Consider the following 25,745-nt stretch of genomic DNA (forward strand, 5'->3'; position numbering starts at 1 on the left):
ACGCCCGGTTACATTCCGAACCCGGAAGCTAAGCCTTACAGCGCCGATGGTACTGCAGGGGGGACCCTGTGGGAGAGTAGGACACCGCCGAACAAATATTACGGGAGACCCCCGCACCTTATGGTGCGGGGGTTTTCTGCGTTCAGGGGCGACGTTTATCTTGAATGTTGGGCCCTCATCCAGGAAGAGGGCCCGGTTGCTTTACAGGCGTCCCGCTGCCTTTAGTGCCAGATAGGCGTCCGCCAGGGCCGGGGCCAGCTGGTCCGGTGTCGCGTCGACGACGGTGACGCCGTGTCGGCGGAGTTGGTCGGCTGTGCGATGACGTTCGGTCTGGGCCTGGGCGGCGGCTGCGGCCTCGTACACCGCCTCTGCATTGCCGCGGGAAGTGGCCATACGGGCGATGTGTGGGTCGGCGACGGATGCCACCAGGACCGTATGGCGTTGGGTGAGCTGGGGGAGGACGGGGAGGAGGCCTTCCTCGACCGGGGCGGCGTCCAGCGTGGTCATGAGGACGAGGAGGGAACGGCGGGGCGCAGTGCGGAGGGCTGCGGCGGTCAGGCCACGGGCGTCCGTTTCGACCAGTTCGGGTTCGAGGGTGGCCATGGCGTTGACCAGCGACGGGAGAACGTCGCGCGCTGTTCGGCCCTGGACGAGGGCGCGTACGCGACGGTCGTAGGCGAGGAGGTCGATTCGGTCGCCGGCGCGGGATGCCAGTGCGGCGAGGAGGAGTGCCGCGTCCAGGGAGGCGTCGAGGCGGGGGGCGTCGTCCACCCGTCCTGCGGAGGTGCGGCCGGTGTCGAGTACCAGGAGGATGTGGCGGTCGCGTTCGGGGCGCCAGGTGCGTACCGCGACCGTTGAGTGGCGGGCCGTGGCGCGCCAGTCGATGGAGCGGGTGTCGTCGCCGGGAACGTACTCGCGCAAGCTGTCGAACTCTGTGCCCTGGCCGCGGGTGAGGACGCTGGTGCGGCCGTCCAGTTCGCGTAGGCGGGCCAGTTTCGACGGGAGGTGCTTGCGGCTGGTGAACGGGGGGAGGACGCGTACGGTCCAGGGGACCTTGTGGGTGCCCTGTCGGGAGAAGAGACCGAGGGGGCCGTAGGAGCGGATCGTGACGCGGTCGCTCTGGTGGTCGCCGCGGCGGGTGGGGCGTAGCCGGGTGGTGATACGGCGGCGTTCGCCGGGCGGGACCGTCAGGCGGTGGCGGGAGGCTTCCGCCTCCGTTCCTGATTGCCAGCTGCTGGGGGGCCAGGCGTCCCGGAGGTGTGCGCGCAGGGGGCGGCGGGAGGGGTTGGTGAGGGTGAGGGTGATGTCCGCCGGGTCGCCGAGGCGGGCGGAGGTGTCGCCGGAGCGGGTCAGGTTCAGCCGGCGTACCGGGGCGGCCAGGGCGAAGTCGCAGGCGCAGGCGACGGCCAGGGGGGCGTTGACTGCGAGGATGCCCGTCCAGCTGGGGTCCCAGATGCCGATGGGGAGGGAGCCGAGGGCCGCGAGGAGTGCCGTGCGTCCGGTGAGTGCCATCAGCGGGGTACGGGGACGTGGGTGAGGAGCGCGTTGATGACGGAGTCGGCCGTCACGCCTTCCATCTCGGCTTCCGGGCGGAGCTGCACGCGGTGGCGGAGGGTGGGGAGCGCGAGGGCTTTGACGTCGTCGGGGATGACGTAGTCGCGGCCGGTGAGCCATGCCCAGGCGCGGGCGGTGGCCAGGAGGGCGGTCGCGCCGCGGGGGGAGACGCCCAGGGTGAGGGACGGGGATTCGCGGGTGGCGCGGCAGATGTCGACGACGTAGGCCGTGATCTCGGGGGAGATCGTTGTTTTGGCGACTGCTGCACGGGCCGCTTCGAGGTCGGCCGGTCCCGCGACGGGGCGTATGCCGGCGGCGTGCAGGTCGCGTGGGTTGAAGCCCTCGGCGTGGCGGGTGAGGACGTCGATCTCCTCCTGGCGGGAGGGGAGCGGGATCGTCAGTTTGAGGAGGAAGCGGTCCAGCTGGGCTTCGGGGAGGGGGTAGGTGCCCTCGTACTCGACGGGGTTCTGGGTGGCCGCGACCAGGAACGGGTCGGGGAGCGGGCGCGGGGTGCCGTCGACGGTGACCTGGCGCTCCTCCATGGCTTCGAGTAGGGCCGACTGGGTTTTCGGCGGGGTGCGGTTGATCTCGTCGGCGAGGAGGAGATTGGTGAAGACCGGGCCGGGCTGGAAGGAGAACTCGGCGGTGCGGGCGTCGTAGACGAGGGAACCGGTGATGTCGCTGGGCATGAGGTCGGGGGTGAACTGGACGCGCTTGGTGTCGAGTTCGAGTGCGGAGGCGAGGGCGCGGACGAGCAACGTCTTGGCCACTCCGGGGACTCCTTCCAGGAGCACGTGTCCGCGGCAGAGGAGGGCTACGACGAGGCCGGTCACGGCGGGGTCCTGGCCGACCACGGCCTTGGAGATCTCGGCGCGCAGGGCCTCCAGGGAGGCGCGGGCGCGGCCCGGATCCCCGGTGTACCCGGCATTGTCAGTGGTCGGGTCCATCATGGACGGCGTACCTCTCTTTCGAGGGCGTCTAGTTGGTCGGCGAGCGCGATCAGGGCCGTGTCGTCGCCGGGTGGTGGGCCGAAGAGGAGGGAGTGAAGGGATTGTCCGTCGCCGTGGAGGTGGGCGGACAGGGCGGGGACGAGTGCCTCGGGTGTGTGTGCCCGGGTGACGGGGACGCCCAGGAGAGGAGCGAGGCGGGTGCGGGTGGTGGAGCGAAGAGCGGCGGCCGCGCGGTCGCGGGCGTCGGCTTTGCGGTAGAGCCGGGCGAGGCCTTCGACTGTTTCGGAGGCTCGGATCGCCACGGGGAGTTTTTCGGGCACGAGGGGGCCGAGTCGGCGCGCCCGCCAGAGGGCGGCGAGGGCTGCCGCGACGAAGAGCTGAAGGGTGCCCCAGAGCCAGCCGGAGGGGAGCAGGTCGAGGAAGCCCTTTTCGTCGTCCGGGTCGGTGGCGGCGGTGTCGGAGAGCGAGGGGAGGTACCAGACCAGATGGCCGCGGGAGCCGAGGAGTTGGAGGGCGAGCGAGGCGTTGCCCTGTTCGTCGAGGCGTTTGTTGTAGAGGATGTCGGGCGCGCCGAGGACCACGGTATCGCCGTCGCCGGTGGTGTCCGGGACGCGCAGCAGGGTGGCCAGGCGGGCGCTGGGGTAGCACTTGTCGGCGCCGAGGTGGCGGGTGGTGTAGCGGATTCCGCCGGTTTCCGCGGTGCCGGCGCGGCGGGCGGCGGGCAGTGCGCAGCCGGGGGAGAGCGCCGAGCTGCGGCTGTTGGCCGGGTCCGCGGTCACGCCCGGTGCGAGGGTTTCCACGGACCAGCCGGTGGGGGCGACGAGGACGGTGCGGCTGCCGGAGCCGGCGATCGCCCCGTGCAGGTCCCGTTGTTGACGCTCGGTCAGGAGGTCGGGGGCGGCGACCACGAGAGTGGTGTCGGGGGCCGCCGCGGTGCGGGCTCCGTCCACGGTGGTGACCACACGGGTGGACACACCGTGGTCGGCGAGGAGTTCGGCGAGAGCGCGGCTGCCGTAGGGGGCGGCGGAACGCGGGTCGAGGGCGCCGTGGCGGGCGTCGGACTGGAGCGCGGCGAGCGTGACGGCGCCCGCGAGGAGCAGCACGAGGGCGAGAGTGACGCCTCGCGCGCGGGTCCACAATCCCAGTGCGGTGGGCGAGGCCGAGGTGGACGGGAGGGTGGCCTCGGTCGTCATTCAGCGGCTCCCTGGCGGGTGTGGTGGGCCGCGGTGGGGCTGCTGCTCGCTGTCAGTCGGGGCCGGGTGCGTTCCAGGTCGAGGTCCAGGTCGGCCATGCGGCTGTACGACTGCTGGGTGGCCCGGCGGCCGCCGTATGTCACGTCGTCGAAGTCGCGGGCGGCGGCGCGGAGCCGGTCGGTGTGGGCGGGCAGCGTGCGGCCGGCGTCGGCGGCGGCCTCGTCGGCCGTGCGGCCGGGACGGACGTCGAGAAGGGCGCGTTCCTCCAGGGAGCGGACGATGGCGCGGGTGCGTTCCTGGACGGCCTGGTTCCAGTGGCCCTCGGCGGCGTGTGCCTCGGCGGCCGCGCGGTGTTCTGCGGCGCTGCGGGGGCGGTCGTCGAAGAGGGCGGCGGTGGACGTGGGTGTGCGGCGCGGGGAGCCCAGGCGCCACCACAGGGCTGCCACGACGGCAGCCACGGCCAGCATCACTACCAGCAGGCCGAGCGTGCCGCCGGGGGTGGCGGTCGAAGCGGTGTCGAGCGGGTCGCCGATCCAGTCCCAGAGGGTGTCGAGGGCGCGCTGCAACAGGCTGGGGTCGTTCTGGTGGTACAGGCCCTTGGACAGCTCGCGGTGGGCCGCTTCCCGCGCGGGGTCGCGCGGGACGGTGACCGGGGGTTCGTCGCCCGATCGGGTCAGGGCCGGCACGGCCAGGTCGCCCGCCCGGAGCAGGGCTGCCGCGGCGCTGCCGGCGAGGCGGGGCAGGATGGCCGGGGCCGCTTCGGCGCCGCCGGGCAGCAGTGCCCGTACGGGCAGGCCGCCCGGGAACGGCACCGCGGTGAGAACTCCCCCCGCCAGGTTCACCGCATCAGCTCCCCGGGGTCGTGCCGTTGGCGGAGGGGCCGTAGCCCTGGAGGCCCGCGGCGCGGCCCAGGACGAGGTCGAGGGCCTCGCGGCGGATGCGCTGGTCCACGTAGAGGAGCACGATGACTCCCGCCGAGATCGGGAAGGTGATCATGGAGCCGATGACCGATCCGATGCCGCTGACGATCAGGTAGGTCCAGCCCAGGTCGCTGCTCGCGTCGACCATGCCGCCGATACCCCCGTCGCTGAGGGCGGCACCGAGGAGGGCGAAGGGGACCACGGCGATCATCGAGACGATGTTCGCGATGATCATGGCGAGCAACTGGATGCCGAAGACGCGCCACCAGGAGCCGCGGGTGAGCTTCGCGGAGCGGCCGAGTGCCTTTTTGATGCCCTGCTTCTCCAGCATCAGGGCGGGCGAGGCGAGGGAGAAGCGGACCAGCAGCCACAGCACCAGGACGACCGAGCCGAGGACGCCGAAGGCCATCAGTGCGGCCCCCGCGTCGGAGCTCCCTGCGGCGCTCACGAGGATGCCCGGCAGCAGGCACACGAGGACGGTCGCGGCGGCGCCCAGTATCAGCAGGAAGATCAGGCCGAACAGCCTGGGCACCTGGGGGCGGGCGTCGCGCCAGGCCTCGCCGAGGGTGACCGGTTTGCCGAGGACCGCCCGGCTGGTGACGGTCGTGAGCAGGGCCGTCGCCGTGATGGTGCCGACGAGGGTGATGAGGAGGACGGGGCCGGAGGCGCGCATGGCGTCGCCCATGGCGTTGAACTGCTCGTCGGGGGTGGCGCTCGGGTCACCGAGAGCGGTCGTGTCCGTGCCGTTCAGGATGAGACCCTGCAGCAGGACGACGAAGATCTGGGTGATGACGGCGACGGTCAGCGAGATACCCAGGACCGTGCGCCAGTAGGTGCGCATCGTGGTGACGGCGCCGTCGAGGATCTCGCCCACGGCGAGCGGGCGCAGCGGGATCACGCCGGGCTTCGCCGCGGGCGGTGGGCCGCCCCAGCCGGCACCCCAGCCGCCCTGAGCCCCGTAACCGCCGTACCCCGCGGGCCCGGGGCCCGCGGCACCGCCGGGGTATCCGCGACCCGGTCCGGCGGGCGGGGGGCCGCCCCAGCCGGGGCCGGGTCGCGGAGGTGGCGGGGTCGGGCCCGCGTTGCGGTCCGGGCTCTGGGAGCCTGCGGGCGCGGACCACTGGCCGGGGCCGGCCGGCGGTTGTTCCTTGGACCACTTCGCGCCGGGGCTCTGCGCGTCCGCGCCCGGCTGGTCCGCGGGCTGGGTGCCGACGGGGCGGTCGGCGGGCTCGGCGGGGTGGGACGCGCCGGGCTCCTGTCCGTCGGACGGGGCGGATCCGGGCGAGGCCCAGCCCGGAGTGTCTTTCATCGTCGCTCCTTCACGGTGCGCGTTCGCGGTCGCGGCGGCAGGTTGGGGGCCATCGTGCCATGGGGTGCTCACCGGGTGACCGGCCGCGGTAGGGGCTGCACACCTTCAATTGTCCGCCGGATCGGGGGCAGACTGATCGTATGGCTGATCAGCACGCGCAATCCGGCGAGGACAAGCGGCCGACCGAGACACCTGCTATCCGTTGGGAGGAGCTACCCGAAGGTCCGGTACTGGTTCTTCTCGACCAGACGAGACTGCCGGCCGAGGAAGTCGAACTGGTGTGTACGGACGCGTCCGTGCTGGTGGAGGCGATCAGTTCGCTGGCCGTGCGCGGGGCACCCCTGCTCGGGATCGCGGGGGCGTACGGCGTCGCGCTCGCCGCCGCGCGGGGCTTCGACGTGGAGGACGCCGCGAACTCCCTGTCGGGCGCCCGGCCCACCGCGGTGAACCTGTCCGTCGGCGTGCGCCGGGCTAAGGCCGCCTACCTGGGCGAGCTCGCCAAGGGCGGCGACCCGGCGCAGGGCGCGCGGGCCGCGCTGGCGGCGGCGCGGCAGCTCCACCGGGAGGACGCCGAGGCCAGCGCCCGGATGGCCGCGCACGGGCTGGCGCTCCTCGACGAGCTGCTGCCCGGCGGCGGGCACCGGGTTCTCACGCACTGCAACACCGGTTCGCTGGTGTCGGGCGGGGAGGGAACGGCGTTCGCGGTGGCGCTCGCGGGGCACCGGGCGGGGCGGCTCCGGCGGCTGTGGGTGGACGAGACGCGACCGCTGTTGCAGGGCGCCCGCCTCACGACGTACGAAGCGGCGCGCAACGGCATGGCGTACACCTTGCTGACGGACAACGCGGCGGGTTCGCTCTTCGCGGCGGGGGAGGTGGACGCGGTGCTGATCGGGGCGGATCGCATCGCGGCCGACGGGTCGGTGGCGAACAAGGTGGGGAGCTATCCGCTCGCGGTGCTGGCGCGGTACCACCATGTGCCGTTCATCGTGGTGGCGCCGGTGACGACGATCGATCTGGAGACGCCGGACGGTGCGTCCATCGAGGTGGAGCAGCGCCCCGGGTTCGAGGTGACGGAGGCCATGGCGCCTCAGGCGCCGGTGACCGGAGCGGGGACGGGGACTCCGGTGGCGCCCCTGGGGACCCAGGCGTACAACCCCGCGTTCGACGTGACGCCGCCCGAGCTGGTGACGGCGATCGTCACGGAGGAGGGCGTGGTGTCACCGGTGACGGCCGACGCGCTTGCCGGGCTGTGCGGCAGGGCGCGCCAGGGAGTGGAGCCCCTGTGACCGCCCGTCGGCAGTCGCCCGCGTGACCCGGGCGCGGACCTACGAGCGGGCGGGTTGGCCGGCGATCAGGAGGGTGGTGCCGGCGGCGCGGAAGCCGAGACGGGCGTAGAGGCGGGCGACGGTCTCCTGCGCGTAGGCGAGGAAGACCGTCTCGACGCCGTGCGCACGGGCGTGGGTGACCAGGGCGGCCGTCACGGCCGCGGCGAGTCCTCGGCGGCGGGCGGAGGGAAGGGTGCCGACGCCGCCGATCTCCGTGGTCGCGTTCGCCGGGTGGTAGTGGCCGGTGGCCAGGGGGGTGCCGTCGGGTGCGAGGGCGGCGACGATGGTCTTGTGTCCTGCGCGGATCGTGGCACGGACAGCGGCCACCGTGCCGTCCTGGGTCAGCTCCTCGGCCAGGCTCGCCAGCCTCGTCGGCTCCGCACGTCGTGAGGGCTCTGCCGCGGGGGCGGATGCCCCGGCGGCCGGGTTGTTCGTGGGCGCCTTCGTGGGCGCCTTCGCGGGGTCCTCCAAGCGTTCCTGCGAGTGGTCGTTCGCGAAGGCCAGGTGCGGGAGGGCCAGGGCCGCGGGCAGGGCGGGGTCGTCAGCGTCCAGGGCCCGCAGTGTCACGCCGTGCGGCAGGGGCTGCGAAGGGAGCGGGTGGTGGGAAGGCAGCGCCATCAGCGGGCGTCGCAGTACCGGGAGACCTGCGGCCTCGATACGGGCACGCAGCGCGGGTGCCGACTCGGCCAGCCACTCGAACGCTTGGGGTACACCGAGCTCACGTTGCCGGGCACGCACCCGGGCGATGTCGGCGGCGCCGACGGCTGCGCCCTCCGCGGTGGGCCGGGCGTGTCCGGGGCCGCCGTAGTACGGGGCGCCGGGTTCCTTCCGTACGAACAGGCGCAGCGGGCCGAAGTCCTCGGCGTCGGCGAAGAGGAGGGGCACGGTGGCGTAGTACCGCTCGATGCGGTCGCGCAGCGGGTCGCTCATGCGGCGCATCCCACCACCGGACGGTGCCGCACCGCACCGGGATTTCCGGCCGCGAGCGCCGTCGGCGCGGGTGGCGGCGGACGGGGGCAGGCAGTGACGGCCCGGTACGTCTATGGTCACTGGCCGGTGAGCCTGCTCACCTGCGTGTCCTTCACCGTAATGAGAATGGGATGCTCCCAGCTGAGCCCCTCCACCCGGACCATCCGCTGGAGCACCAGGTAGAGCTGATCCGGTGTGAGCGGCCGGCCGGTGCCGGTCACGAAGACGTGGCCGTCGGGGTCCTCGAACCAGGGCCGCCCCGAGTTCCTTGACGCCCAGCACCACCGTCACCGACGCCCCATGATCGACCTGATAAGGATGAGGCCGGACCTCAAAGCCTGTGCGTGGCACGGCTGCTGTCGTTGCCCACTTTCGGCGGCTGAGGTTCAGGCGACCGGCCCGCCCCGGGAACGTTGCGGAGCGGTGAGTGCGGAGGGGGCGAGGACCCAGAGCAGGGCTCGGCCGGTCAGTGGTGTTGTGGCGATCAGGGTCAGGTAGATCTCGGCGAGCGATCCGTCACCGGTGAGGACGTTGAGGTCGTCGGTCAGCCGTGACAGCAGGTAGATGACGGCGTCCACGATGAGCCACGAGGCCAGGTTCGCGCCGATCCACCAGCTCCAGCGGCTGGTCACCTTGCGCAGGACGAGTGACTGGGACAGGCCGAGGAGGGGGCCGAGGGCCAGGCTCTGGCTGGCGGCCAGGAGATAGGCCGTCGACGTCGACATGTCGTTGTCGGTGTCCTGGACGCTGATCACCGCAGGCATGATGACCAGGAGCCAGGCCAGCAGTGCCGGGCCGATGTTGGCGGTGATCCACGCCTTGCGGGGGATGGGCACCCGCTGTCGGACGACCAGCCACTGCAGAGCTCCCAGGACACCTCCGAACAGCGCGGCCCCCACGGTGGCGATCAAGAGTGCTATCACCACGTGGTGGCTGGAGACTTCCAGGTGGAGGGCGTCGTCACCCAGCAGTGCCAGCAGGAAACCAGCGGACAGGACGATGACGAAGGCGATCGTGTTGTACGCGATCCACTGCCTGTACAGGCGGGAGTCCCAGCCACTCGGTGACGTCGTCTCACGGCGGGCGCCAGAAGCAGCCATCGCGTACTCCTCCGGTTTCGGCGGCTCTCCGGTGTGATGGCCCGCCATCCCGGTGACCACACGGTGCGTCAGGGTGCGCCTGCCGTCCGGTGCCCGGGGCGGCGGGGAAGTTGGACCAGGAGCCGGCGCGGCAGCGTGGCGACGGGATCGGGTGCATCGGGGAAAGCGTGGACGGAACACCGCTTAGGAGCCGCCGGGAGTCGAGGCGCGCCGTCGTGCGTTCGCTGCTCAGCGCTGCCTTCCTCGTCGCTGTCTACTACCTGTTGCCGCTCGATTCGGCCTTCACCACCAGCACGGTCCTCGGGCTTGTCGGCGGCATCGTCGCCGTGGCACTGCTCCTGTCCCGGCAGATCCGGAAGATCTCGCTGTCCCAGCGGCCCGAACTGCGGGCCGTGGAAGCCCTGGGGACGACGCTTCCGCTCTATCTGCTCCTGTTCGCGACGACGTACTTCCTGATGGATCACAGCGCGTCGGACAGCTTCAGCGAGCCGCTGTCGAGATCCGACGCGCTGTACTTCACCGTGACCGTGTTCAGCACTGTCGGTTTCGGCGACATCAGCCCGCGCAGCGAACCGGCCCGACTGCTGGCCACCGGACAGATGACGATGAATCTGCTGCTGGTCGGTCTCGCGGCCCGACTCCTGGTGTCGGCTGTCGAGCAGGGCAGAAGTCACCAGCACGCCCCGGAAGCCGAGGGCCGGAGCGGCGGAACGCCGGGCGCACAGTGACGGTTTGAGGGCTGTTCCCTTCAGCTCCCGGCCTCGATCTCTGCCTCTGTCTCGGCGTCGGCCACCGCGATGGCGATGCCGAGCGCTGCGGCGAGGTTGCCCGCTGCCGTCATCACGCGGGCCGTGCCCACGATGGGGGCGATGGCGACCAGGACGTCCTGTACCTGAGCGGCGGTCAGATCGGCCCTGAGCGCGGGGTCGACATGGGCGAGGTAGGAGACGGGGGGCGCGTCCGAGGCCGCGAGCGCGGCGATGCGGGTCAGGATGAGCGTGTCCGGCGGCAGACCGCATCGCTCGAGAGAGTCGATGGTCATGGCGGCGAGGGTGTCCAGGACCGGGGTGTCGGATGCTGTGGACATGCCGAATGGCCTCCTTAAGGCGCCGACGACGCCGAGATGGTGTGCGCGGCGCAGGCGGACGGAAACGGACATCCGCGGGCGCCACGTCCTCGTTCAACCGTAGGAGCGTTCCGGGCGGCGCGCGCGTGGGAGCTCCCTGCCGGGCCGGTGCCACCAGCCCTCTCGGGAGCCTGGGGCGACCCCGCACCCGGCTCACCCCGCTCACCCCGGCTCACCCCGGCCCTTCAGGGCCCGCGTCGTCACGCGAACGGCTGGGTGAGGTTCCGCTGAGTCACGACGCCTGTGCGCCGAGTCGTCTGCCGGACCGCCTGACATCGGTGCTGACATCAACGTCGGCGGACCCGGGCAGACAGTGACCGCCCCGTACGACTATCGTCACTGGCCGGTGAGCCTTCTCACCTGCACCGCCTTCACCGTTATGAGAATGGGATGATGTCGTTTATGAAGGGACGAGTCCTTGTCGTCGACGACGACACCGCACTGGCCGAGATGCTCGGCATTGTGCTGCGTGGTGAAGGTTTTGAGCCGTCTTTCGTGGCCGACGGTGACAAGGCGCTGGCCGCTTTCCGTGAGGCCAAACCCGACCTGGTGCTGCTGGATCTGATGCTGCCCGGCCGGGACGGCATCGAGGTGTGCCGCCTGATCCGGGCGGAGTCCGGGGTGCCGATCGTGATGCTCACGGCGAAGAGCGACACCGTCGACGTCGTCGTCGGGCTGGAGTCCGGCGCCGACGACTACATCGTGAAGCCGTTCAAGCCGAAGGAGCTGGTCGCCCGGATCCGGGCGCGGCTGCGGAGGTCCGAGGAGCCGGCGCCGGAACAGCTCGCCATAGGCGACCTCGTCATCGACGTGGCCGGTCACTCCGTGAAGCGGGAAGGCCAGTCGATCGCGCTGACGCCGCTGGAGTTCGACCTGCTGGTCGCGCTGGCGCGCAAGCCCTGGCAGGTCTTCACCCGCGAGGTGCTCCTCGAACAGGTGTGGGGCTACCGGCACGCCGCGGACACCCGCCTGGTGAACGTGCACGTACAGCGGCTGCGCTCCAAGGTCGAGAAGGACCCCGAGCGGCCGGAGATCGTCGTGACCGTCCGTGGCGTCGGATACAAGGCAGGACCCAGCTGACATGTCCGGTGACAGCGCCGCTTCGGCCCCCGGTCGGTCCGGGGCCCGTCCACAGCGGCCTGTCGGCCGTGGGACGCCGGGTTCACGCTTCGCACGCCTCCTCGAGGGCGGTCTGCTCCAGGGCGGGGTGCAGGGCAGCCCCGTCCTGAGGCTGCTGCTGCGCTGGGTGCGCCGGCCGCTGCTGCCCGTCATGCGGCTGTGGCGGCGCAACATCCAGCTCAAGGTCGTCGCCACGACGCTGCTGATGTCGCTGGGCGTCGTCCTGCTGCTGGGCTTCGTCGTCATCGGGCAGGTGCGCAACGGCCTGCTGGACGCCAAGGTGAAGGCGTCCCAGAGCCAGGCCACCGGCGGATTCGCCGTGGCCAAGCAGAAGGCCGACGAGGCCGCCAGCGCGGCCGCCGACGACGGCACCCCGGCGAACGGCGGCGCCTCCCAGAACGTCATCGAATGGATGAGCGAACTCGTGCTGTCGCTCTCCAGCGGCGGCCAAGGCGCCTTCGACGTGGTCACCCTGCCCCCCGGCGACGTCAGCGGCGTCGCCCGCGGGCCGCGTGCCTCCGGCTTCGTCGACCCCGACAAGAGCGTCCCGGAGAACCTGCGCGAGCAGGTCAACAACGGCAACGGCGCGGCGCAGAGCTACTCCCGCATCATCTACCTCAGCGACAAGGAATCCCAGCCGGCCCTGGTCATCGGCAAGCAGGTCAACGACCCCAACGGCGATCCGTACGAGCTGTACTACCTCTTCCCGCTCACGCAGGAGGAGAAGTCGCTGAGCCTGGTCAAGGGCACGCTGGCGACCGCCGGACTGTTCGTCGTCGTGCTCCTCGGCGCCATCGCCTGGCTCGTGGTGCGGCAGGTCGTCACGCCCGTGCGGATGGCCGCAGGGATCGCCGAGCGGCTGTCCGCAGGGCGGCTCCAGGAGCGGATGAAGGTCACCGGCGAGGACGACATCGCCCGCCTCGGCGAGGCGTTCAACAAGATGGCCCAGAACCTCCAGCTGAAGATCCAGCAGCTGGAGGACCTGTCACGGATGCAGCGACGGTTCGTGTCCGACGTCTCGCACGAACTGCGGACGCCGCTGACGACCGTACGCATGGCCGCCGACGTCATCCACGACGCCCGGGTCGACTTCGACCCCGTCACCGCGCGGTCCGCGGAACTGCTCGCCGACCAGCTCGACCGGTTCGAGACGCTGCTCGCGGACCTGCTGGAGATCAGCCGCTTCGACGCCGGCGCCGCCGCCCTGGAGGCCGAGCCGATCGACCTCAGGGAGGTCGTACGGCGGGTCGTCAGCGGGGCCGCGCCGCTCGCCGAACGCAAGGCGACGACCGTACGCGTCATCGGCGACCAGCAGCCCGTAGTCGCCGAGGCCGACGCCCGGCGCGTGGAGCGGGTACTGCGGAACCTGGTGGTCAACGCCGTGGAACACGGCGAGGGCAAGGACGTCGTCGTCAAGCTGGCCGCCGCGGGCGGGGCCGTCGCGATCGCCGTGCGCGACTACGGCGTCGGGCTGAAGCCCGGCGAGGCCACGCGCGTGTTCAGCCGGTTCTGGCGGGCCGACCCGGCACGCGCGCGTACCACCGGCGGCACCGGTCTGGGCCTCTCCATCGCCCTGGAGGACGCACGACTGCACGGCGGCTGGCTGCAGGCCTGGGGAGAGCCCGGCGGCGGCTCGCAGTTCCGGCTGACGCTGCCCAGGACCGCCGACGAGCCGCTGCGGGGCTCGCCGATACCGCTCGAGCCCAGGGACTCCCGTCGCAACCGGGGAGACCTGGACGACGCGGGTCAGCCGCGCGGCGGAGGCCAGAAGAGCGCGACGGTGCCGGTCCAGCCCGTCGGTGAGGAGACGGCGGCCGCACGGAGCTCGCTCACGCCCCGCATGGCCGGCGCGGCTCCCACCGCCGACCCGACGGCGCTGCCCGGCAACGGCGCGCGCGTGGTGTCCCGGCCGGCCCCGGGCACGGGCGGCGGCGGGCGCGGACAGGACGAGTCGCGGACTTCGGGGGCAGCACGCGGCGAGAACCCGGAGCGGACGAAAGGCGCCGGCACGGGCAACACCGGGGACGTGGGCGACGCGCGTGACACGGGCGACGCGAGTGACATGGGTGACACGGCACTGAGGGGGACTCCGGACCGGCCGAGAGCCGGGGCGGAGAGCTCGGACCAGCATGGGGAGGCATTTCGTGGGCGCTGAGTGGCGCGAGGGGGGAGCCCGGCGCACGCCGGGGCGCACGGTGGCGTACGCCGCGTGTGGGGTCGTCCTGCTGGCCGGGTGCGCCTCGATGCCCGACAGCGGGGACCTGCGCGGCGTCGAGTCCACACCGCGCCAGGACACCCAGGTACGGGTGTTCGCGATGCCACCCCAGGACGACGCGCAGCCCTCGGAGATCGTCCAGGGCTTCCTCGAAGCGCTCACCAGCGACGACCCGGGTTACTCCACCGCACGGCAGTACCTGACCGACAGAGCCGCCCAGAAGTGGCAGCCCGAACGGTCCACGACGGTCCTCGCGGACGGGCCGGCGACCGAATCCCGGCCCGCCGGGAGCAGAGAGGACGACGACGACTACTCGTACGTCCTGACCGGCACGAAGGTCGCCACCGTCGACGCCCAGCAGTCGTACTCGCCCGCCTCGGGCACCTACGGCCAGCCCGTCCACCTCAGCCGCGACAAGAAGACCGGGCAGTGGCGCATCGACGCCCTCCCCCAGGGCGTCGTCATGGGCAAGTCGGACTTCCAGCGCAACTACGTGTCCGTCAACAAGTACTACTTCGCGTCCAACACCACGGCCGACGGCTCCCGGCAGCCCGTGACCGTCGCCGACCCCGTCTACGTCCGTGAACGCGTCGACCCGATGACGCAGATGGTGCGCTCCGTACTCACCGGACCCACCAGCTGGCTCCGCCCCGTCGTCAGATCCAGCTTCCCCACCGGAACGGCCCTGCCCAAGGGCGTCACCGCGCTGACACTCGACGACCAGAACAAGCTCACCGTGCCGCTCAACGGCAAGGCGGCCCACATCGGACAGGCCAAGTGCGACGAGATGGCGGCCCAACTGCTGTTCTCCCTGCAGAGCCTGACCCCCGCCGTCGACGAGGTCGCGCTGCGCGCGGGCGGCACCCAGCTGTGCTCCCTCACCGAGGAACGGGCCGCAGTCGTCGCCGCACGCGGCTCCGAAACCGCCCCCGACTACCTGTACTTCATCGACGGCCAGCACCGCCTCGTACGGATGACGAGCGGCAGCGGCAACACCAAGGCCGACCCCGTGCCGGGAGCGCTCGGTGACGGCACCAAGGCACTGCGCTCGGTGGCCGTGGCCCGCGACGAACACAGCGCCGCCGGAGTCGCCCTCGACGGCAGGACGCTCTACGTCACCTCCACCGTCTCCGGCAGCTCCATCGGCGACCCCGTACTCCAGAGCAAGGGCAAGACGGAGGCCGACCGGCTCACCACACCCAGCTGGGACGCCCAGGGCGACCTGTGGGTGGCCGACCGTGACCCCGGCGCCCCCCGGCTGCTCCTGCTGCAGAAGGGCGGCGGCCAGCCGCTGGAGGTGCTCACTCCGGGGCTGGACGGCCGTATCAACGCCGTACGTGTGGCCGCCGACGGGGTGCGGATCGCGCTCGTCGTGGACAAGGGCGGCAAGCAGTCCCTGCTCATCGGGCGCATCGAACGAAGCCCCGGCAACGGCGACAAGCCGTCCGTGTCGCTCCAGGAACTGCGCTCCGCTACACCGGAGTTGGAACAGGTCACCGCCGTGGCGTGGGCCGGGGACAGCCGGCTCGTGGTCGTCGGGCGCGAAGCCGGGGGCGTGCAGCAGGTGCAGTACGTGCAGTGCGACGGCTCGATCCCCGAGGCGGGAACACTCCCCGGCCTCACGGAGGTCACGAGCATCGCCGCCTCCGAGGACAGCGACATCCCGCTCTTCGCGACCTCCAAGGACGGGCTGCTGTGGCTGCCCGGCGGAAGTGGATGGCGAACGCTGAAGGAGACCGCTTCGGTCGCGTTCTACCCGGGCTGACTTTTTCCGAGTTCTCGGGCAACTTCTTTCGGTCCGGTCTCTTTCGCTGGTCAGATCGCGCCCCGCACGCCTTTCGTTCGGGGTCCGGCCGCCTTCCGGTGCCCTTCCGACTGTCTTCCGGCACCCTTCCCACTGACTTGCCGGGAGTTTTCCACAGGCCCCTGCGGGTGGTTTTCCACAGGGGTGGCGGGTCTCTTCCCCCGTTGGCAGAGTGGTGGACGTGGAAGGCGTTCGCAGATGGTGGCAGGAGCTCGCCGGCCTGGTGCTGCCCGCCGAGTGCGGTGGCTGCGGAAGCGCGCGTACGGTGCTCTGCCCGCAGTGCCGTACGACGCTGGGCGGGGCCCAGCCGTTCCGCGTCCGACCGGTGCCGGAACCGCCGGGGCTGCCCGCCGTGCACGCGGCGGCCCGGTACGCCGACGAGGTACGGGCAGTGCTGCTGGCCCACAAGGAACGCGGCGCGCTGGCGCTGGCGCGACCACTGGGCGCGGCGTTGGCGGGGGCGGTGCGGGCGGGGGTGGGGGAGGGGGTGGGGGAGGGCCCCCGGGCCCCCGGGGGCGTACTGCTCGTCCCCGTCCCCTCGGCCCGCGCCGCGGTGCGGGCACGGGGTCATGATCCGGCGCGGCGGATCGCGCTCGCGGCGGCCGGTGAGTTGCGGCGGGCCGGGGTGCCGGCGCGGGTGGCCGCCGTGCTTCGGCAGCGGCGGGCCGTGGCCGACCAGTCGGGGCTCGGCTCCCGGCAGCGGCTGGACAACCTCGTGGGCGCGCTGACCGTGGTGCCCGGGGGCGCGCGGGTGCTCTGCGGTGGTCCGGTGGTTCTCGTCGACGACGTGATCACGACGGGCGCCTCGCTGGCGGAGGCGGCGCGCGCGGTACGGGCGGCCACGGCGGCGGAACGGTCGGCGCAGGGGGAGAGTGGGGAGAGCGGGGAGGAGACGAAGGGAGCGTTGTGTGGTGAAGGGCCGACGGTTGTGTACAGGGGCGTCTCCCGGGAAGGCAGAAAGAAGTCGTCCGGAGCGGAGGAGGAAGGCGTGGGCGAGCAGTCGGTGAGGCCGATGGGCGGCGCGGGCGTAGCCGGTGACGTGCTCTGCGCGGCCGTGGTCGCCGCGTCGCCGGACTCTCTGGAAATAAACCGGAACTGAGTGAGAACTTGCGTCGTTGCAGGTAATAAGAGACCCAATTCCCCTGAACGGAGGTACGCGGCAGTAGAGGGTGACGACATCCGTCCGAGCGAGATATGTTCGGTTGTGAGGGAAAGCCGCAGGCCACACCTCTCATATCCGAATGCCGTGCTGCCGGTTTTCGTAATCTTCCGCGGCACCTGGGGTGTAGATCTCGCCCATGGGGGAGGAGGAGGTGGAAGTCACCAAGTCGGAGGTTCCGGTGCTCACCGGAGCCTGGTGAAAAAGGGAGAAGCTCCGCCACTGAAGCGGAGTGATCCGGGAACGGAGTTCTGCGTGGACATCGTCGTCAAGGGACGCAAGACCGAGGTGCCCGAGCGGTTCCGCAAGCACGTGGCCGAGAAGCTGAATCTGGAGAAGATCCAGAAGCTCGACGGCAAGGTGATCAGCCTCGACGTGGAGGTGTCCAAGGAGCCCAACCCCCGACAGGCGGACCGGTGCGACCGAGTGGAGATCACGCTTCACTCCCGCGGCCCTGTGATCCGGGCGGAGGCGTCGGCCAGCGACGCGTACGCGGCACTCGACCTGGCGGCGGAGAAGCTGGATGCCCAGCTGCGCAAGCAGCACGACAAGCGTTACACACGCCGCGGCGCCCGCAGGCTCTCCGCGGCAGAGGTTCCCGACCATGTCCCTGGTGTGGCGACGCTCAACGGTGACGGCCGTCCCGTCCCCAGCGGCGAGTCGGACAGCGTGCCGACCAAGCGGATCGGCTCGCTCGAGGTGCAGGGCGACGGCCCCCTCGTGGTGCGCGAGAAGACCCACGTCGCCGCTCCGATGACCCTCGACCAGGCCCTCTACGAGATGGAACTGGTCGGACACGACTTCTACCTGTTCGTCGACTCCGAGACCAAGCAGCCCAGCGTCGTCTACCGGCGCCACGCCTACGACTACGGCGTGATCTACCTCGACACCGACCCGATGGTGGCGCAGGCCCACTCCCCCGAGGCGGGCGGTGTGCTGGGCGGCTGACCCTGCTCGGTGACAGCTGAGCGGTGTGCCCCTGGAGCGCTGCGTGCGCCCCCAGGGGCACCCGTGTGCGACCCCTTCGGCAGTGCTCTGTCACCGCGTTGTCGTCCGGGCATGGAATCATGGCCAGGGCGGCTCAACCGGTGGGCCGCTGCCTTGGGTTGGCGACGGCACAGGACGACGGCCACAGCCTTCAGGGGGAGGAACGATGGCGGACAGCTTCGGACCGATGCGGGACGACGATGCCGACGACGGCGTCGTCGGCATGGGCCCGGACGGCGGCACCTCACGCAAGGAGCCGATCAGAGTCCTTGTCGTGGACGACCACGCCCTGTTCCGCCGCGGACTGGAGATCGTGCTCGCGGCCGAGGAGGACATCCAGGTCGTCGGCGAGGCGGGGGACGGCGCCGAGGCCGTGGACAAGGCGGCCGACCTGCTGCCCGACATCGTGCTGATGGACGTACGGATGCCCAAGCGCGGCGGTATCGAGGCGTGCACCTCCATCAAGGAGGTGGCCCCCAGCGCGAAGATCATCATGCTGACGATCAGCGACGAGGAAGCCGACCTCTACGAGGCGATCAAGGCGGGCGCGACCGGCTATCTCCTCAAGGAGATCTCCACGGACGAGGTCGCCACCGCGATCCGCGCGGTCGCCGACGGGCAGTCGCAGATCAGCCCCTCCATGGCGTCGAAGCTGCTCACCGAGTTCAAGTCGATGATCCAGCGGACCGACGAGCGTCGGCTGGTGCCCGCGCCCCGGCTGACGGACCGGGAGCTGGAGGTGCTCAAGCTGGTCGCCACGGGGATGAACAACCGTGACATCGCCAAGGAGTTGTTCATCTCCGAGAACACCGTGAAGAACCATGTGCGCAACATCCTGGAGAAGCTTCAGCTGCACTCCAGGATGGAGGCGGTGGTGTACGCGATGCGGGAGAAGATCCTCGAGATCCGGTGAGCGGGGCTTGACCCGGACTTGACCCCGACCTGATCCGGGCCTGGTCCGGGCCTGATCCCCGCTGGGTCGGCCCTGGCCCGGCTGGGCTCGGGCCCGTCTCGGCCCCGCCCCCGGCCGGGCCTCGGCCCCGGGATGGCTGCCCGGTTCCGGTCAGTGCGGTCAGGCCAGTGCGCGGGTGAGTTCCGCGGTGAGGGGCTCGCGCAGGTCCGGGGTGTCCACGCGCTCCACGCGTACGTCCGTGCAGTTCACCCAGGTCGCCGCCTCGAGCAGGGCCTGGGCCACCGCCGGGACCGCTTTCGGGCCGTCCAGGGTGACCTGCCGGGCGACCAGGGTGCTGCCCTCACGGGCCGGGTCCACCCGGCCCACGAGCCGGCCGCCGGCCAGGACCGGCATCGCGAAGTAACCGTGTATCCGCTTCGGCTTGGGGACGTACGCCTCCAGGCGGTGGGTGAAGCCGAAGATCCGCTCGGTGCGCGCCCGTTCCCAGATCAGGGAGTCGAAGGGGGACAGGAGCGTGGTGCGGTGGCGGCCGCGCGGGGGCGTTTCCAGGGCTGCCGGGTCGGCCCAGGCGGGCTTGCCCCAGCCTTCGACCGTGACCGGGACCAGACCCGAGTCGGCGATCACCGCGTCGACCTGTTCGCCCTTGAGACGGTGGTAGTCGGCGATGTCCGCGCGCGTGCCCACGCCGAGTGACTGGCCGGCCAGGCGGACGAGGCGGCGCAGGCACTCGGTGTCGTCCAGCTCGTCGTGCAGCAGGTCGGCGGGTACGGCGCGTTCGGCGAGGTCGTACACGCGCTTCCAGCCGCGGCGCTCGACGCAGACCACCTCGCCGTACATCAGCGCGCGCTCCACGGCGACTTTGGTGCCGGACCAGTCCCACCACTCGCTGGTCTTCTTCGCTCCGCCCAACTCGGTCGCGGTGAGCGGGCCTTCGGTGCGGAGCTGCTTGATGACCTGGTCGTACGTGCCGTCCGGGAGGGTGTGGTTCCAGTGCGGGCGGGCCCGGTAGGCACGGCGGCGGAAGGCGAAGTGGGGCCATTCCTCGATGGGGAGGATGCAGGCGGCGTGGGACCAGTACTCGAAGGCGTGCGGCCGTGCCGCGGGCGCGCCCGTGGACACGGGCTTCCAGTACGCGTCCTCGACCGTCTTGCGGCCCACGGCTCCCAGCCGGGCATAGGGGATCAGCTCGTGGGAGCGGGCCAGGACCGAGATGGTGTCGAGCTGGACCGCGCCGAGGTGACGGAGGACCCCGCGGACGCCGGCTCTGCGGTCGGGTGTGCCGAGGAAGCCCTGCGCGCGTAGGGCGATGCGTCGGGCTTCGTCTGCCGAGAGGGTGGTGGCGGGGCGCGGGGTCGTCATGGATCGCACGATAGGGGGTGGGGCTGACAGTGCGGGGTGAGCTGCGGATTCGGGGGTTGGGGGTGGGTGCGCCCGGCGTTTCTCGTCCTCACACTCGCGTAGAGGGGGCACCCCCGGACGGTCCGGCTGTACCTCCGGAGGGGCCGGCTGTGGCCCCGGCGGGTCTGGAGGGCGTCGGGACGTACGGCGCCGTCGACGGCAGGCCCAGGTCCGACGGGAGCAGGGAGGCCAGCCAGCAGTCCCGTCGTACCCCCTTGTTGTCGATGGCCGAGCGCAGGGTGCCCTCCAGGGTGAAGCCGGCTTTCTCGGCGACCGCGCGGGAGGCGGTGTTGCCGATTTCCGCCCGCCATTCGACGCGGTCGACGGCGAGGGTGGTGAAGGCCCAGCGGGCGGCGGTGAGGACGGCCTCGGTGGTGTAGCCGTGGCCCCGGTGTTCCCTGGCGGACCAGAAGCCGACCTCGGCCGTGCCCGGGGAGCGCATGGTGAGGCTGAGGGCGCCGGTGAGGGACCGGTCGGGGAGGCAGACGCCGAAGGTGAACATGGAGCCGGTCGCCCAGCCTTCCGGGGCGAGCCGCTCGGTGAAGCTTCGGGCGTGCTCGGGAAGGTAGGGGGAGGGGATCGTGGTCCAGCGCTGGATGTCGGGGTCCTGGACGGCGGCGTACACGGCGTCGGTGTCCCGCGGATCGAGGGGGCGCAGAACGAGGCGGGGGGTGGTGAGGGTGACGGGCTCGAGCTCCATCGGCCGATTCTGCTCGGGGCGCCGGGGAGGGCGCCATCCTTTTGCGCTGCGTGAGCGGGTGATCACAATTCGCGCAATTCGTCTGCCGGACGCGGCACCATCGTCGGGGCCCGGCCGTTGTCCACTGTGAAGAAGATTTTGGACGGGTGTGCAGCAGTGTGCGGTCCTCGTCGCGGCAGGCCTCCCGGGGTGGCGGGGTCCTCGCATACGATGGCCGTTGCTCAGTCAAGTCCAATGGCAACCGACAGTCCCAGGCCCGACCGGCAAGGAGACCAACCCCCGTGTCCGTCCTCTCGAAGATCATGCGTGCAGGCGAAGGCAAGATCCTGCGCAAGCTGCACCGCATCGCGGACCAGGTCAAGTCCATCGAAGAGGACTTCGTCGACCTCTCCGACGCCGAGCTGCGGGCCCTCACCGATGAGTACAAGCAGCGGTATGCCGACGGCGAGAGCTTGGACGACCTGCTGCCGGAGGCGTTCGCCACCGTGCGCGAGGCCGCCAAGCGTGTCCTCGGTCAGCGTCATTACGACGTGCAGATCATGGGTGGTGCCGCGCTGCACCTCGGCTACGTGGCGGAGATGAAGACCGGTGAGGGCAAGACGCTCGTCGGCACGCTGCCCGCGTATCTGAACGCGCTGTCCGGCAAGGGCGTCCACCTGATCACGGTCAACGACTACCTGGCCGAGCGCGACTCCGAAATGATGGGCCGCGTCCACAAGTTCCTGGGTCTGGAAGTCGGCTGCATCCTCGCGAACATGACGCCGGCGCAGCGCCGCGAGATGTACGCGTGCGACATCACCTACGGCACGAACAACGAGTTCGGGTTCGACTACCTGCGCGACAACATGGCGTGGGCACAGGACGAGCTGGTCCAGCGCGGCCACAACTTCGCCATCGTCGACGAGGTCGACTCGATTCTGGTCGACGAGGCGCGTACGCCGCTGATCATCTCGGGTCCGGCCGACCAGGCCACCAAGTGGTACGGCGACTTCGCCAAGCTGGTGACGCGCCTGAAGAAGGGCGAGGCGGGCAACCCGCTCAAGGGCCTCGAGGAGACCGGCGACTACGAGGTCGACGAGAAGAAGCGCACGGTCGCCATCCACGAGACCGGTGTGAGCAAGGTCGAGGACTGGCTGGGCATCGACAACCTCTACGAGTCGGTCAACACCCCTCTGGTGGGCTACCTGAACAACGCCATCAAGGCGAAGGAGCTCTTCAAGAAGGACAAGGACTACGTCGTCATGGACGGCGAAGTCATGATCGTCGACGAGCACACGGGCCGTATCCTCGCCGGCCGCCGCTACAACGAGGGCATGCACCAGGCGATCGAGGCGAAGGAAGGGGTGGACATCAAGGACGAGAACCAGACGCTCGCCACGATCACCCTGCAGAACTTCTTCCGCCTGTACAAGCGTCACGACCACGACGAGAAGGAACAGCCCGGCCTCTGCGGCATGACCGGTACGGCGATGACCGAGGCCGCCGAGTTCCACCAGATCTACAAGCTCGGCGTGGTCCCGATCCCGACGAACAGGCCGATGGTCCGCAAGGACCAGTCCGACCTGATCTACCGCACCGAGGTCGCGAAGTTCGAGGCGGTCGTCGACGACATCGCCGAGAAGCACGAGAAGGGCCAGCCGATCCTCGTCGGTACGACGTCGGTCGAGAAGTCCGAGTACCTGTCGCAGCAGCTCTCCAAGCGGGGTGTCCAGCACGAGGTGCTGAACGCCAAGCACCACGAGCGTGAGGCGTCGATCGTCGCCCAGGCCGGCCGCAAGGGTGCCGTCACGGTCGCCACCAACATGGCCGGCCGCGGTACCGACATCAAGCTCGGCGGCAATCCCGACGACCTCGCCGAGGCGGAGCTGCGTCAGCGCGGCCTCGACCCCGAGGAGCACATCGAGGAGTGGGCCGCCGCGCTGCCCGCCGCCCTGGTGAAGGCCGAGCAGGCGGTCAAGGCCGAGTTCGAAGAGGTCAAGGAGCTGGGCGGCCTCTACGTGCTGGGTACCGAGCGGCACGAGTCGCGTCGTATCGACAACCAGCTGCGCGGTCGTTCCGGCCGTCAGGGTGACCCGGGCGAGTCCCGTTTCTACCTGTCGCTGGGTGACGACCTGATGCGGCTGTTCAAGGCGCAGATGGTCGAGCGCGTGATGTCGATGGCGAACGTGCCGGACGACGTGCCGATCGAGAACAAGATGGTCACGCGCGCGATCGCGTCCGCGCAGTCGCAGGTGGAGCAGCAGAACTTCGAGACGCGTAAGAACGTCCTGAAGTACGACGAGGTCCTCAACCGTCAGCGTGAGGTCATCTACGGTGAGCGGCGCCGCGTCCTGGAGGGCGAGGACCTCCAGGAGCAGATCCACCACTTCATGGACGACACGATCGACGCGTATGTCGGCGCGGAGACCGCCGAGGGCTTCCCGGAGGACTGGGACCTGGACCGGCTGTGGGGCGCCTTCAAGCAGCTCTACCCGGTGAAGGTCACCGTCGAGGAGCTGGAGGAGGCGGCCGGTGACCGGGCCGGTCTGACCGCCGAGTTCATCTCCGAGTCCATCAAGGACGACATCCGCGAGCAGTACGAGTCGCGGGAGTCGCAGCTCGGCTCCGAGATCATGCGTGAGCTGGAGCGCCGGGTCGTGCTGTCGGTCCTGGACCGCAAGTGGCGCGAGCACCTCTACGAGATGGACTACCTCCAGGAGGGCATCGGTCTGCGCGCGATGGCGCAGAAGGACCCGCTGGTCGAGTACCAGCGCGAGGGCTTCGACATGTTCTCCGCGATGATGGACGGCATCAAGGAGGAGTCCGTCGGCTACCTGTTCAACCTGGAGGTCCAGGTCGAGCAGCAGGTCGAGGAGGTCCCGGTCGAGGACGCCGAGCCGGTCGACATGGAGAAGCAGGACGTGGTGCCGGCGCAGGCGGGTTCGCGTCCGGAGATCCGGGCGAAGGGGCTGGACGCTCCGCAGCGTCGCCAGCTGCACTTCTCGGCTCCGACGGTGGACGGTGAGGGCGGCACGATCGAGGGAGACTTCGACAGTGACGACGACGAGCCGGTGCGCTCCGAGGCCGACGGCCTCACGCGCGCGGAGCGCCGCAAGCAGGCGAAGGCCGGGCGTCGCCGTAAGAAGTAGGACGTGTCCGCGGCGCGCTCGCGTGGGGCGGTCGTCTGCGGTGTGGGCGTCTGTGGTCCGCTCGCGTGGGGCGGTCGTCTGCGGTGCGGGGCGTCTGTGGTGCCGGTGGCCGGGCGTGACGTGTGCGGTGCGACGTGGCGTATGGCGTGACGGCGTTGTGGGGTTCGTAGCGGCTTGAGGGCCGGGTCACCTTCGGGTGGGCCCGGCCCTCTGCCTGTTCGGCGGCCCTGGGGGCTGCTCAGTCCTCCTGCGGGCGGGGCCTGCGGGCGCCGTCGAGTTCCACGGCGGTGCAGCGCCAGCGGTGGTCCGTGCCGAGCTCCAGGCGGAAGGCCATGGCCCGCAGACGGTCGCCGGCGCCGATGCGGGCGAAGGCCTCGATGGCGCCGGGGCGGGGTACGTAGTAGCCGATGTCACGGACGACGGGGCGGGCGCCGTGGGTGGTGCCGCGCAGGGGGCCGCGTTCGGCGAGGTGTGCCAGGTCGTCGTAGGCGTGGCCGAGGGTGTGCCGGAGCATGAAGTGCACGGGGCGTTGGCCGGTCAGGACCGCGAGGAGGCGGTCGGCGAAGAGGTCCGTGGGGCGCGGCTGGGAGACAGGGCGTCGGGGAGTCTGCGACGGGGCCTGGCCAGGGGCCTGGGTGGGGACCTGGCCGGGGGCGGTGGGGGAGTTGGTGGTGGGTCGGGGTGCCGGGTGGCGGGTGAGGGCCCGGGGGGATGCGGGGCGGCCGTCGGTGGGGCGGGTGCCGGTGGGCGTGCCGGCGCCGGGGGAGCCTGGTGGGCGGCCGCCGCCGGGTGCCGTACGGGAGCCGTTGCCGCTCGGGGTGCGGGGCGGGGCGCCTGCGGGGCGGCGGGTGTCGCGACGACCGGGAGGGCGGGTGCCGGGGTGGTGCTGCGTCCTCGTCATGACCTTGTTCATGGGTGTCCCCGTTCGGTGGGCTCGGCTCTACCGGGCGGTAACTTGCCGTTGCGGATCTTGTACGGGGTCGCGGTCCGTGAGGGCAAGGACGCTGGGCGCCCGTGGCGGGGGCCGGGAGAGTTCACCTATCAGGGGTGGTGGGGGCCGGGAAAAGCCCGCTGCCGCAGGGATGGGCCGGGTGAATCGCGTGCCCCGGGTTGACGTCCGTGGGGCCGTGGACAGGGACCCGAAAGGGGACGGCCGCACGTATCCTGAAGGCCCTCGGGAGGCGCGGACCGCAGGCGCGGACCCCGTCCTGAGGCATAGTTCCCGAGGCATCGAGTCCGAGCCGAGTCCGAGCCTGTGACCACGAAGAGAGCGGCCAGCCATGCGCGTCTACGTCCCCCTGACCCTCCCCGGTCTCGCCGAGGCGCACAAGACGGGTGAGCTGGGGTCCGGGCCGCTCGTCGCGTACGCCGTCACGCCCGCGTTGCGCGAGTGGTACCTCACCGACGACATCGAGGAGCTGGAGTACGCGGCGCTCGGCCGGGCCGCGCTCGCCTCGCTGCGGTTGCTCGCGGCGGACCCGGGTGCCCCGCGGCGCCGGGTCGTGGTCGCCGTCGACGTACCCGACCGCGCGGCCGACGCGGATCCCGACCGGGGGCTCGACCCGGCGGCGCTGGGCGAGGTGCGGCTGACGGGTGCCGTGCCGCTGGCCAAGGCGGCCGCGGTGCACGTAGACGCCGGAGAGGCGGCGGCCGACGTCACCGCCGCGGCGGAGGCGCTCGCGGCGGCGGACGGCGGGGACGACGACGCGCAGTTCGTCGTGGACGGGGCCGAGGACCATGAGCTGTTGTGGTTCGCGAGGCAGGAGATCGCGAGCCTGGTGGGTACGGGCGACTGAGCTCGCCGCCCGGCCGCCCCCCCCCCCCCCCCCGGCGGCGGGGTTTTTTAATTTGTGGGGGTTAGAGGGGCGGGTGCGCC

At 71.2% G+C, this 25,745-nt stretch carries 22 protein-coding genes and 1 rRNA gene; 11 read left to right on the plus strand and 12 right to left on the minus strand.

Features of this window, described 5'->3' with window-relative positions; translation table 11 throughout:
• Positions 1-93, plus strand: a 5S ribosomal RNA gene (rrf, locus tag ACFWBB_RS38575); the annotation flags it as partial.
• Positions 94-201: 108 nt separating this feature from the next.
• Here the strand turns inward: rrf and ACFWBB_RS38580 are convergent.
• The 5 genes from ACFWBB_RS38580 to ACFWBB_RS38600 are packed head-to-tail and all read right to left on the minus strand — an operon-like array spanning position 202 to position 5,926.
• Complete coding sequence (locus tag ACFWBB_RS38580) at positions 202-1,512, minus strand: DUF58 domain-containing protein (protein WP_385282684.1); 1,311 nt, start codon at positions 1,510-1,512, stop codon at positions 202-204.
• The gene (locus ACFWBB_RS38585; protein WP_385282740.1) at positions 1,512-2,501 is read right to left on the minus strand and encodes an AAA family ATPase; all 990 of its coding nucleotides are present in this window, start codon (positions 2,499-2,501) and stop codon (positions 1,512-1,514) included. The genes ACFWBB_RS38580 and ACFWBB_RS38585 overlap by 1 nt, the downstream gene beginning before the upstream one ends.
• Positions 2,501-3,697 (minus strand): DUF4350 domain-containing protein, encoded by a 1,197-nt coding sequence (locus ACFWBB_RS38590; protein ID WP_385282687.1) that lies wholly within the window; start codon positions 3,695-3,697, stop codon positions 2,501-2,503. The genes ACFWBB_RS38585 and ACFWBB_RS38590 overlap by 1 nt, the downstream gene beginning before the upstream one ends.
• Positions 3,694-4,539, minus strand: a complete 846-nt coding sequence (locus ACFWBB_RS38595) for a DUF4129 domain-containing protein (RefSeq protein ID WP_385282690.1) — start codon at positions 4,537-4,539, stop codon at positions 3,694-3,696. Before ACFWBB_RS38595 ends, ACFWBB_RS38590 begins: the two co-directional genes overlap by 4 nt.
• Positions 4,540-4,543: 4 nt before the next feature.
• Positions 4,544-5,926, minus strand: coding sequence for a glycerophosphoryl diester phosphodiesterase membrane domain-containing protein (locus ACFWBB_RS38600; RefSeq protein WP_385282692.1), 1,383 nt, complete (start codon positions 5,924-5,926; stop codon positions 4,544-4,546).
• A 140-nt stretch (positions 5,927-6,066) separates the two neighbouring features.
• Here ACFWBB_RS38600 and mtnA point away from each other — a divergent pair, with 140 nt between their 5' ends.
• Positions 6,067-7,212 carry an S-methyl-5-thioribose-1-phosphate isomerase gene (gene mtnA / locus ACFWBB_RS38605; RefSeq protein WP_385282695.1) on the plus strand — a complete coding sequence of 382 codons (1,146 nt, stop codon included), beginning with the start codon at positions 6,067-6,069 and terminating at the stop codon, positions 7,210-7,212.
• A 39-nt stretch (positions 7,213-7,251) separates the two neighbouring features.
• On the opposite strand, the gene ACFWBB_RS38610 is transcribed toward mtnA, so the two are convergent.
• From ACFWBB_RS38610 to ACFWBB_RS38620, 3 genes are all read right to left on the minus strand, one after another.
• Positions 7,252-8,190 (minus strand): GNAT family N-acetyltransferase, encoded by a 939-nt coding sequence (locus tag ACFWBB_RS38610; RefSeq protein WP_385282698.1) that lies wholly within the window; start codon positions 8,188-8,190, stop codon positions 7,252-7,254.
• Positions 8,191-8,297: 107 nt separating this feature from the next.
• A complete protein-coding gene (locus ACFWBB_RS38615) occupies positions 8,298-8,441 on the minus strand; it encodes a hypothetical protein (protein ID WP_385282701.1) in 144 nt (47 codons plus the stop codon).
• A 165-nt stretch (positions 8,442-8,606) separates the two neighbouring features.
• Positions 8,607-9,320 carry a hypothetical protein gene (locus tag ACFWBB_RS38620; RefSeq protein WP_385282704.1) on the minus strand — a complete coding sequence of 238 codons (714 nt, stop codon included), beginning with the start codon at positions 9,318-9,320 and terminating at the stop codon, positions 8,607-8,609.
• Between the two features lie 215 nt (positions 9,321-9,535).
• Between ACFWBB_RS38620 and ACFWBB_RS38625 the strand changes: the two genes are divergently transcribed.
• The gene (locus tag ACFWBB_RS38625) at positions 9,536-10,048 is read left to right on the plus strand and encodes a potassium channel family protein (protein WP_385282707.1); all 513 of its coding nucleotides are present in this window, start codon (positions 9,536-9,538) and stop codon (positions 10,046-10,048) included.
• Between the two features lie 20 nt (positions 10,049-10,068).
• On the opposite strand, the gene ACFWBB_RS38630 is transcribed toward ACFWBB_RS38625, so the two are convergent.
• Positions 10,069-10,407 (minus strand): carboxymuconolactone decarboxylase family protein, encoded by a 339-nt coding sequence (locus ACFWBB_RS38630; RefSeq protein WP_385282710.1) that lies wholly within the window; start codon positions 10,405-10,407, stop codon positions 10,069-10,071.
• 429 nt (positions 10,408-10,836) lie between these two features.
• Here ACFWBB_RS38630 and mtrA point away from each other — a divergent pair, with 429 nt between their 5' ends.
• The 6 genes from mtrA to ACFWBB_RS38660 all read left to right on the plus strand — a co-directional run bounded on the left by mtrA (position 10,837) and on the right by ACFWBB_RS38660 (position 18,643).
• Positions 10,837-11,526: a two-component system response regulator MtrA gene (gene mtrA / locus ACFWBB_RS38635; RefSeq protein WP_187281934.1), complete on the plus strand. Its 690-nt coding sequence runs from the start codon at positions 10,837-10,839 to the stop codon at positions 11,524-11,526.
• 1 nt (position 11,527) lies between these two features.
• Positions 11,528-13,720: an MtrAB system histidine kinase MtrB gene (gene mtrB, locus ACFWBB_RS38640; protein ID WP_385282714.1), complete on the plus strand. Its 2,193-nt coding sequence runs from the start codon at positions 11,528-11,530 to the stop codon at positions 13,718-13,720.
• Entirely contained in the window at positions 13,695-15,545 is a 1,851-nt protein-coding gene (locus tag ACFWBB_RS38645) for an LpqB family beta-propeller domain-containing protein (RefSeq protein WP_385282717.1), read from the plus strand. Before mtrB ends, ACFWBB_RS38645 begins: the two co-directional genes overlap by 26 nt.
• Positions 15,546-15,765: 220 nt before the next feature.
• Positions 15,766-16,683, plus strand: coding sequence for a ComF family protein (locus tag ACFWBB_RS38650; RefSeq protein ID WP_385282720.1), 918 nt, complete (start codon positions 15,766-15,768; stop codon positions 16,681-16,683).
• A gap of 315 nt (positions 16,684-16,998) precedes the next feature.
• Complete coding sequence (gene hpf, locus ACFWBB_RS38655) at positions 16,999-17,691, plus strand: ribosome hibernation-promoting factor, HPF/YfiA family (protein ID WP_385282723.1); 693 nt, start codon at positions 16,999-17,001, stop codon at positions 17,689-17,691.
• A 205-nt stretch (positions 17,692-17,896) separates the two neighbouring features.
• Positions 17,897-18,643 carry a response regulator transcription factor gene (locus tag ACFWBB_RS38660; protein WP_020133042.1) on the plus strand — a complete coding sequence of 249 codons (747 nt, stop codon included), beginning with the start codon at positions 17,897-17,899 and terminating at the stop codon, positions 18,641-18,643.
• A 159-nt stretch (positions 18,644-18,802) separates the two neighbouring features.
• Here ACFWBB_RS38660 and ACFWBB_RS38665 read toward each other — a convergent pair whose 3' ends face one another.
• Both ACFWBB_RS38665 and ACFWBB_RS38670 read right to left on the minus strand, forming a co-directional pair.
• On the minus strand, positions 18,803-20,002 hold the full coding sequence (locus ACFWBB_RS38665; RefSeq protein WP_385282727.1) for a winged helix-turn-helix domain-containing protein: 1,200 nt from the start codon (positions 20,000-20,002) through the stop codon (positions 18,803-18,805).
• A gap of 88 nt (positions 20,003-20,090) precedes the next feature.
• Positions 20,091-20,741 (minus strand): GNAT family N-acetyltransferase, encoded by a 651-nt coding sequence (locus ACFWBB_RS38670; protein ID WP_385282730.1) that lies wholly within the window; start codon positions 20,739-20,741, stop codon positions 20,091-20,093.
• A gap of 281 nt (positions 20,742-21,022) precedes the next feature.
• Between ACFWBB_RS38670 and secA the strand changes: the two genes are divergently transcribed.
• Positions 21,023-23,869 (plus strand): preprotein translocase subunit SecA, encoded by a 2,847-nt coding sequence (gene secA, locus ACFWBB_RS38675; RefSeq protein WP_385282732.1) that lies wholly within the window; start codon positions 21,023-21,025, stop codon positions 23,867-23,869.
• Positions 23,870-24,107: 238 nt separating this feature from the next.
• Here the strand turns inward: secA and ACFWBB_RS38680 are convergent, their stop codons facing one another.
• The gene (locus ACFWBB_RS38680) at positions 24,108-24,782 is read right to left on the minus strand and encodes an Rv3235 family protein (protein ID WP_385282735.1); all 675 of its coding nucleotides are present in this window, start codon (positions 24,780-24,782) and stop codon (positions 24,108-24,110) included.
• A 367-nt stretch (positions 24,783-25,149) separates the two neighbouring features.
• On the opposite strand from ACFWBB_RS38680, the gene ACFWBB_RS38685 reads away from it, so the two are divergent.
• Positions 25,150-25,665 (plus strand): DUF6912 family protein, encoded by a 516-nt coding sequence (locus tag ACFWBB_RS38685; RefSeq protein ID WP_385282737.1) that lies wholly within the window; start codon positions 25,150-25,152, stop codon positions 25,663-25,665.
• Positions 25,666-25,745 lie beyond the last annotated feature (80 nt).

It is taken from the genome of Streptomyces sp. NPDC060000 (assembly GCF_042737375.1).
Classification (GTDB): domain Bacteria; phylum Actinomycetota; class Actinomycetes; order Streptomycetales; family Streptomycetaceae; genus Streptomyces.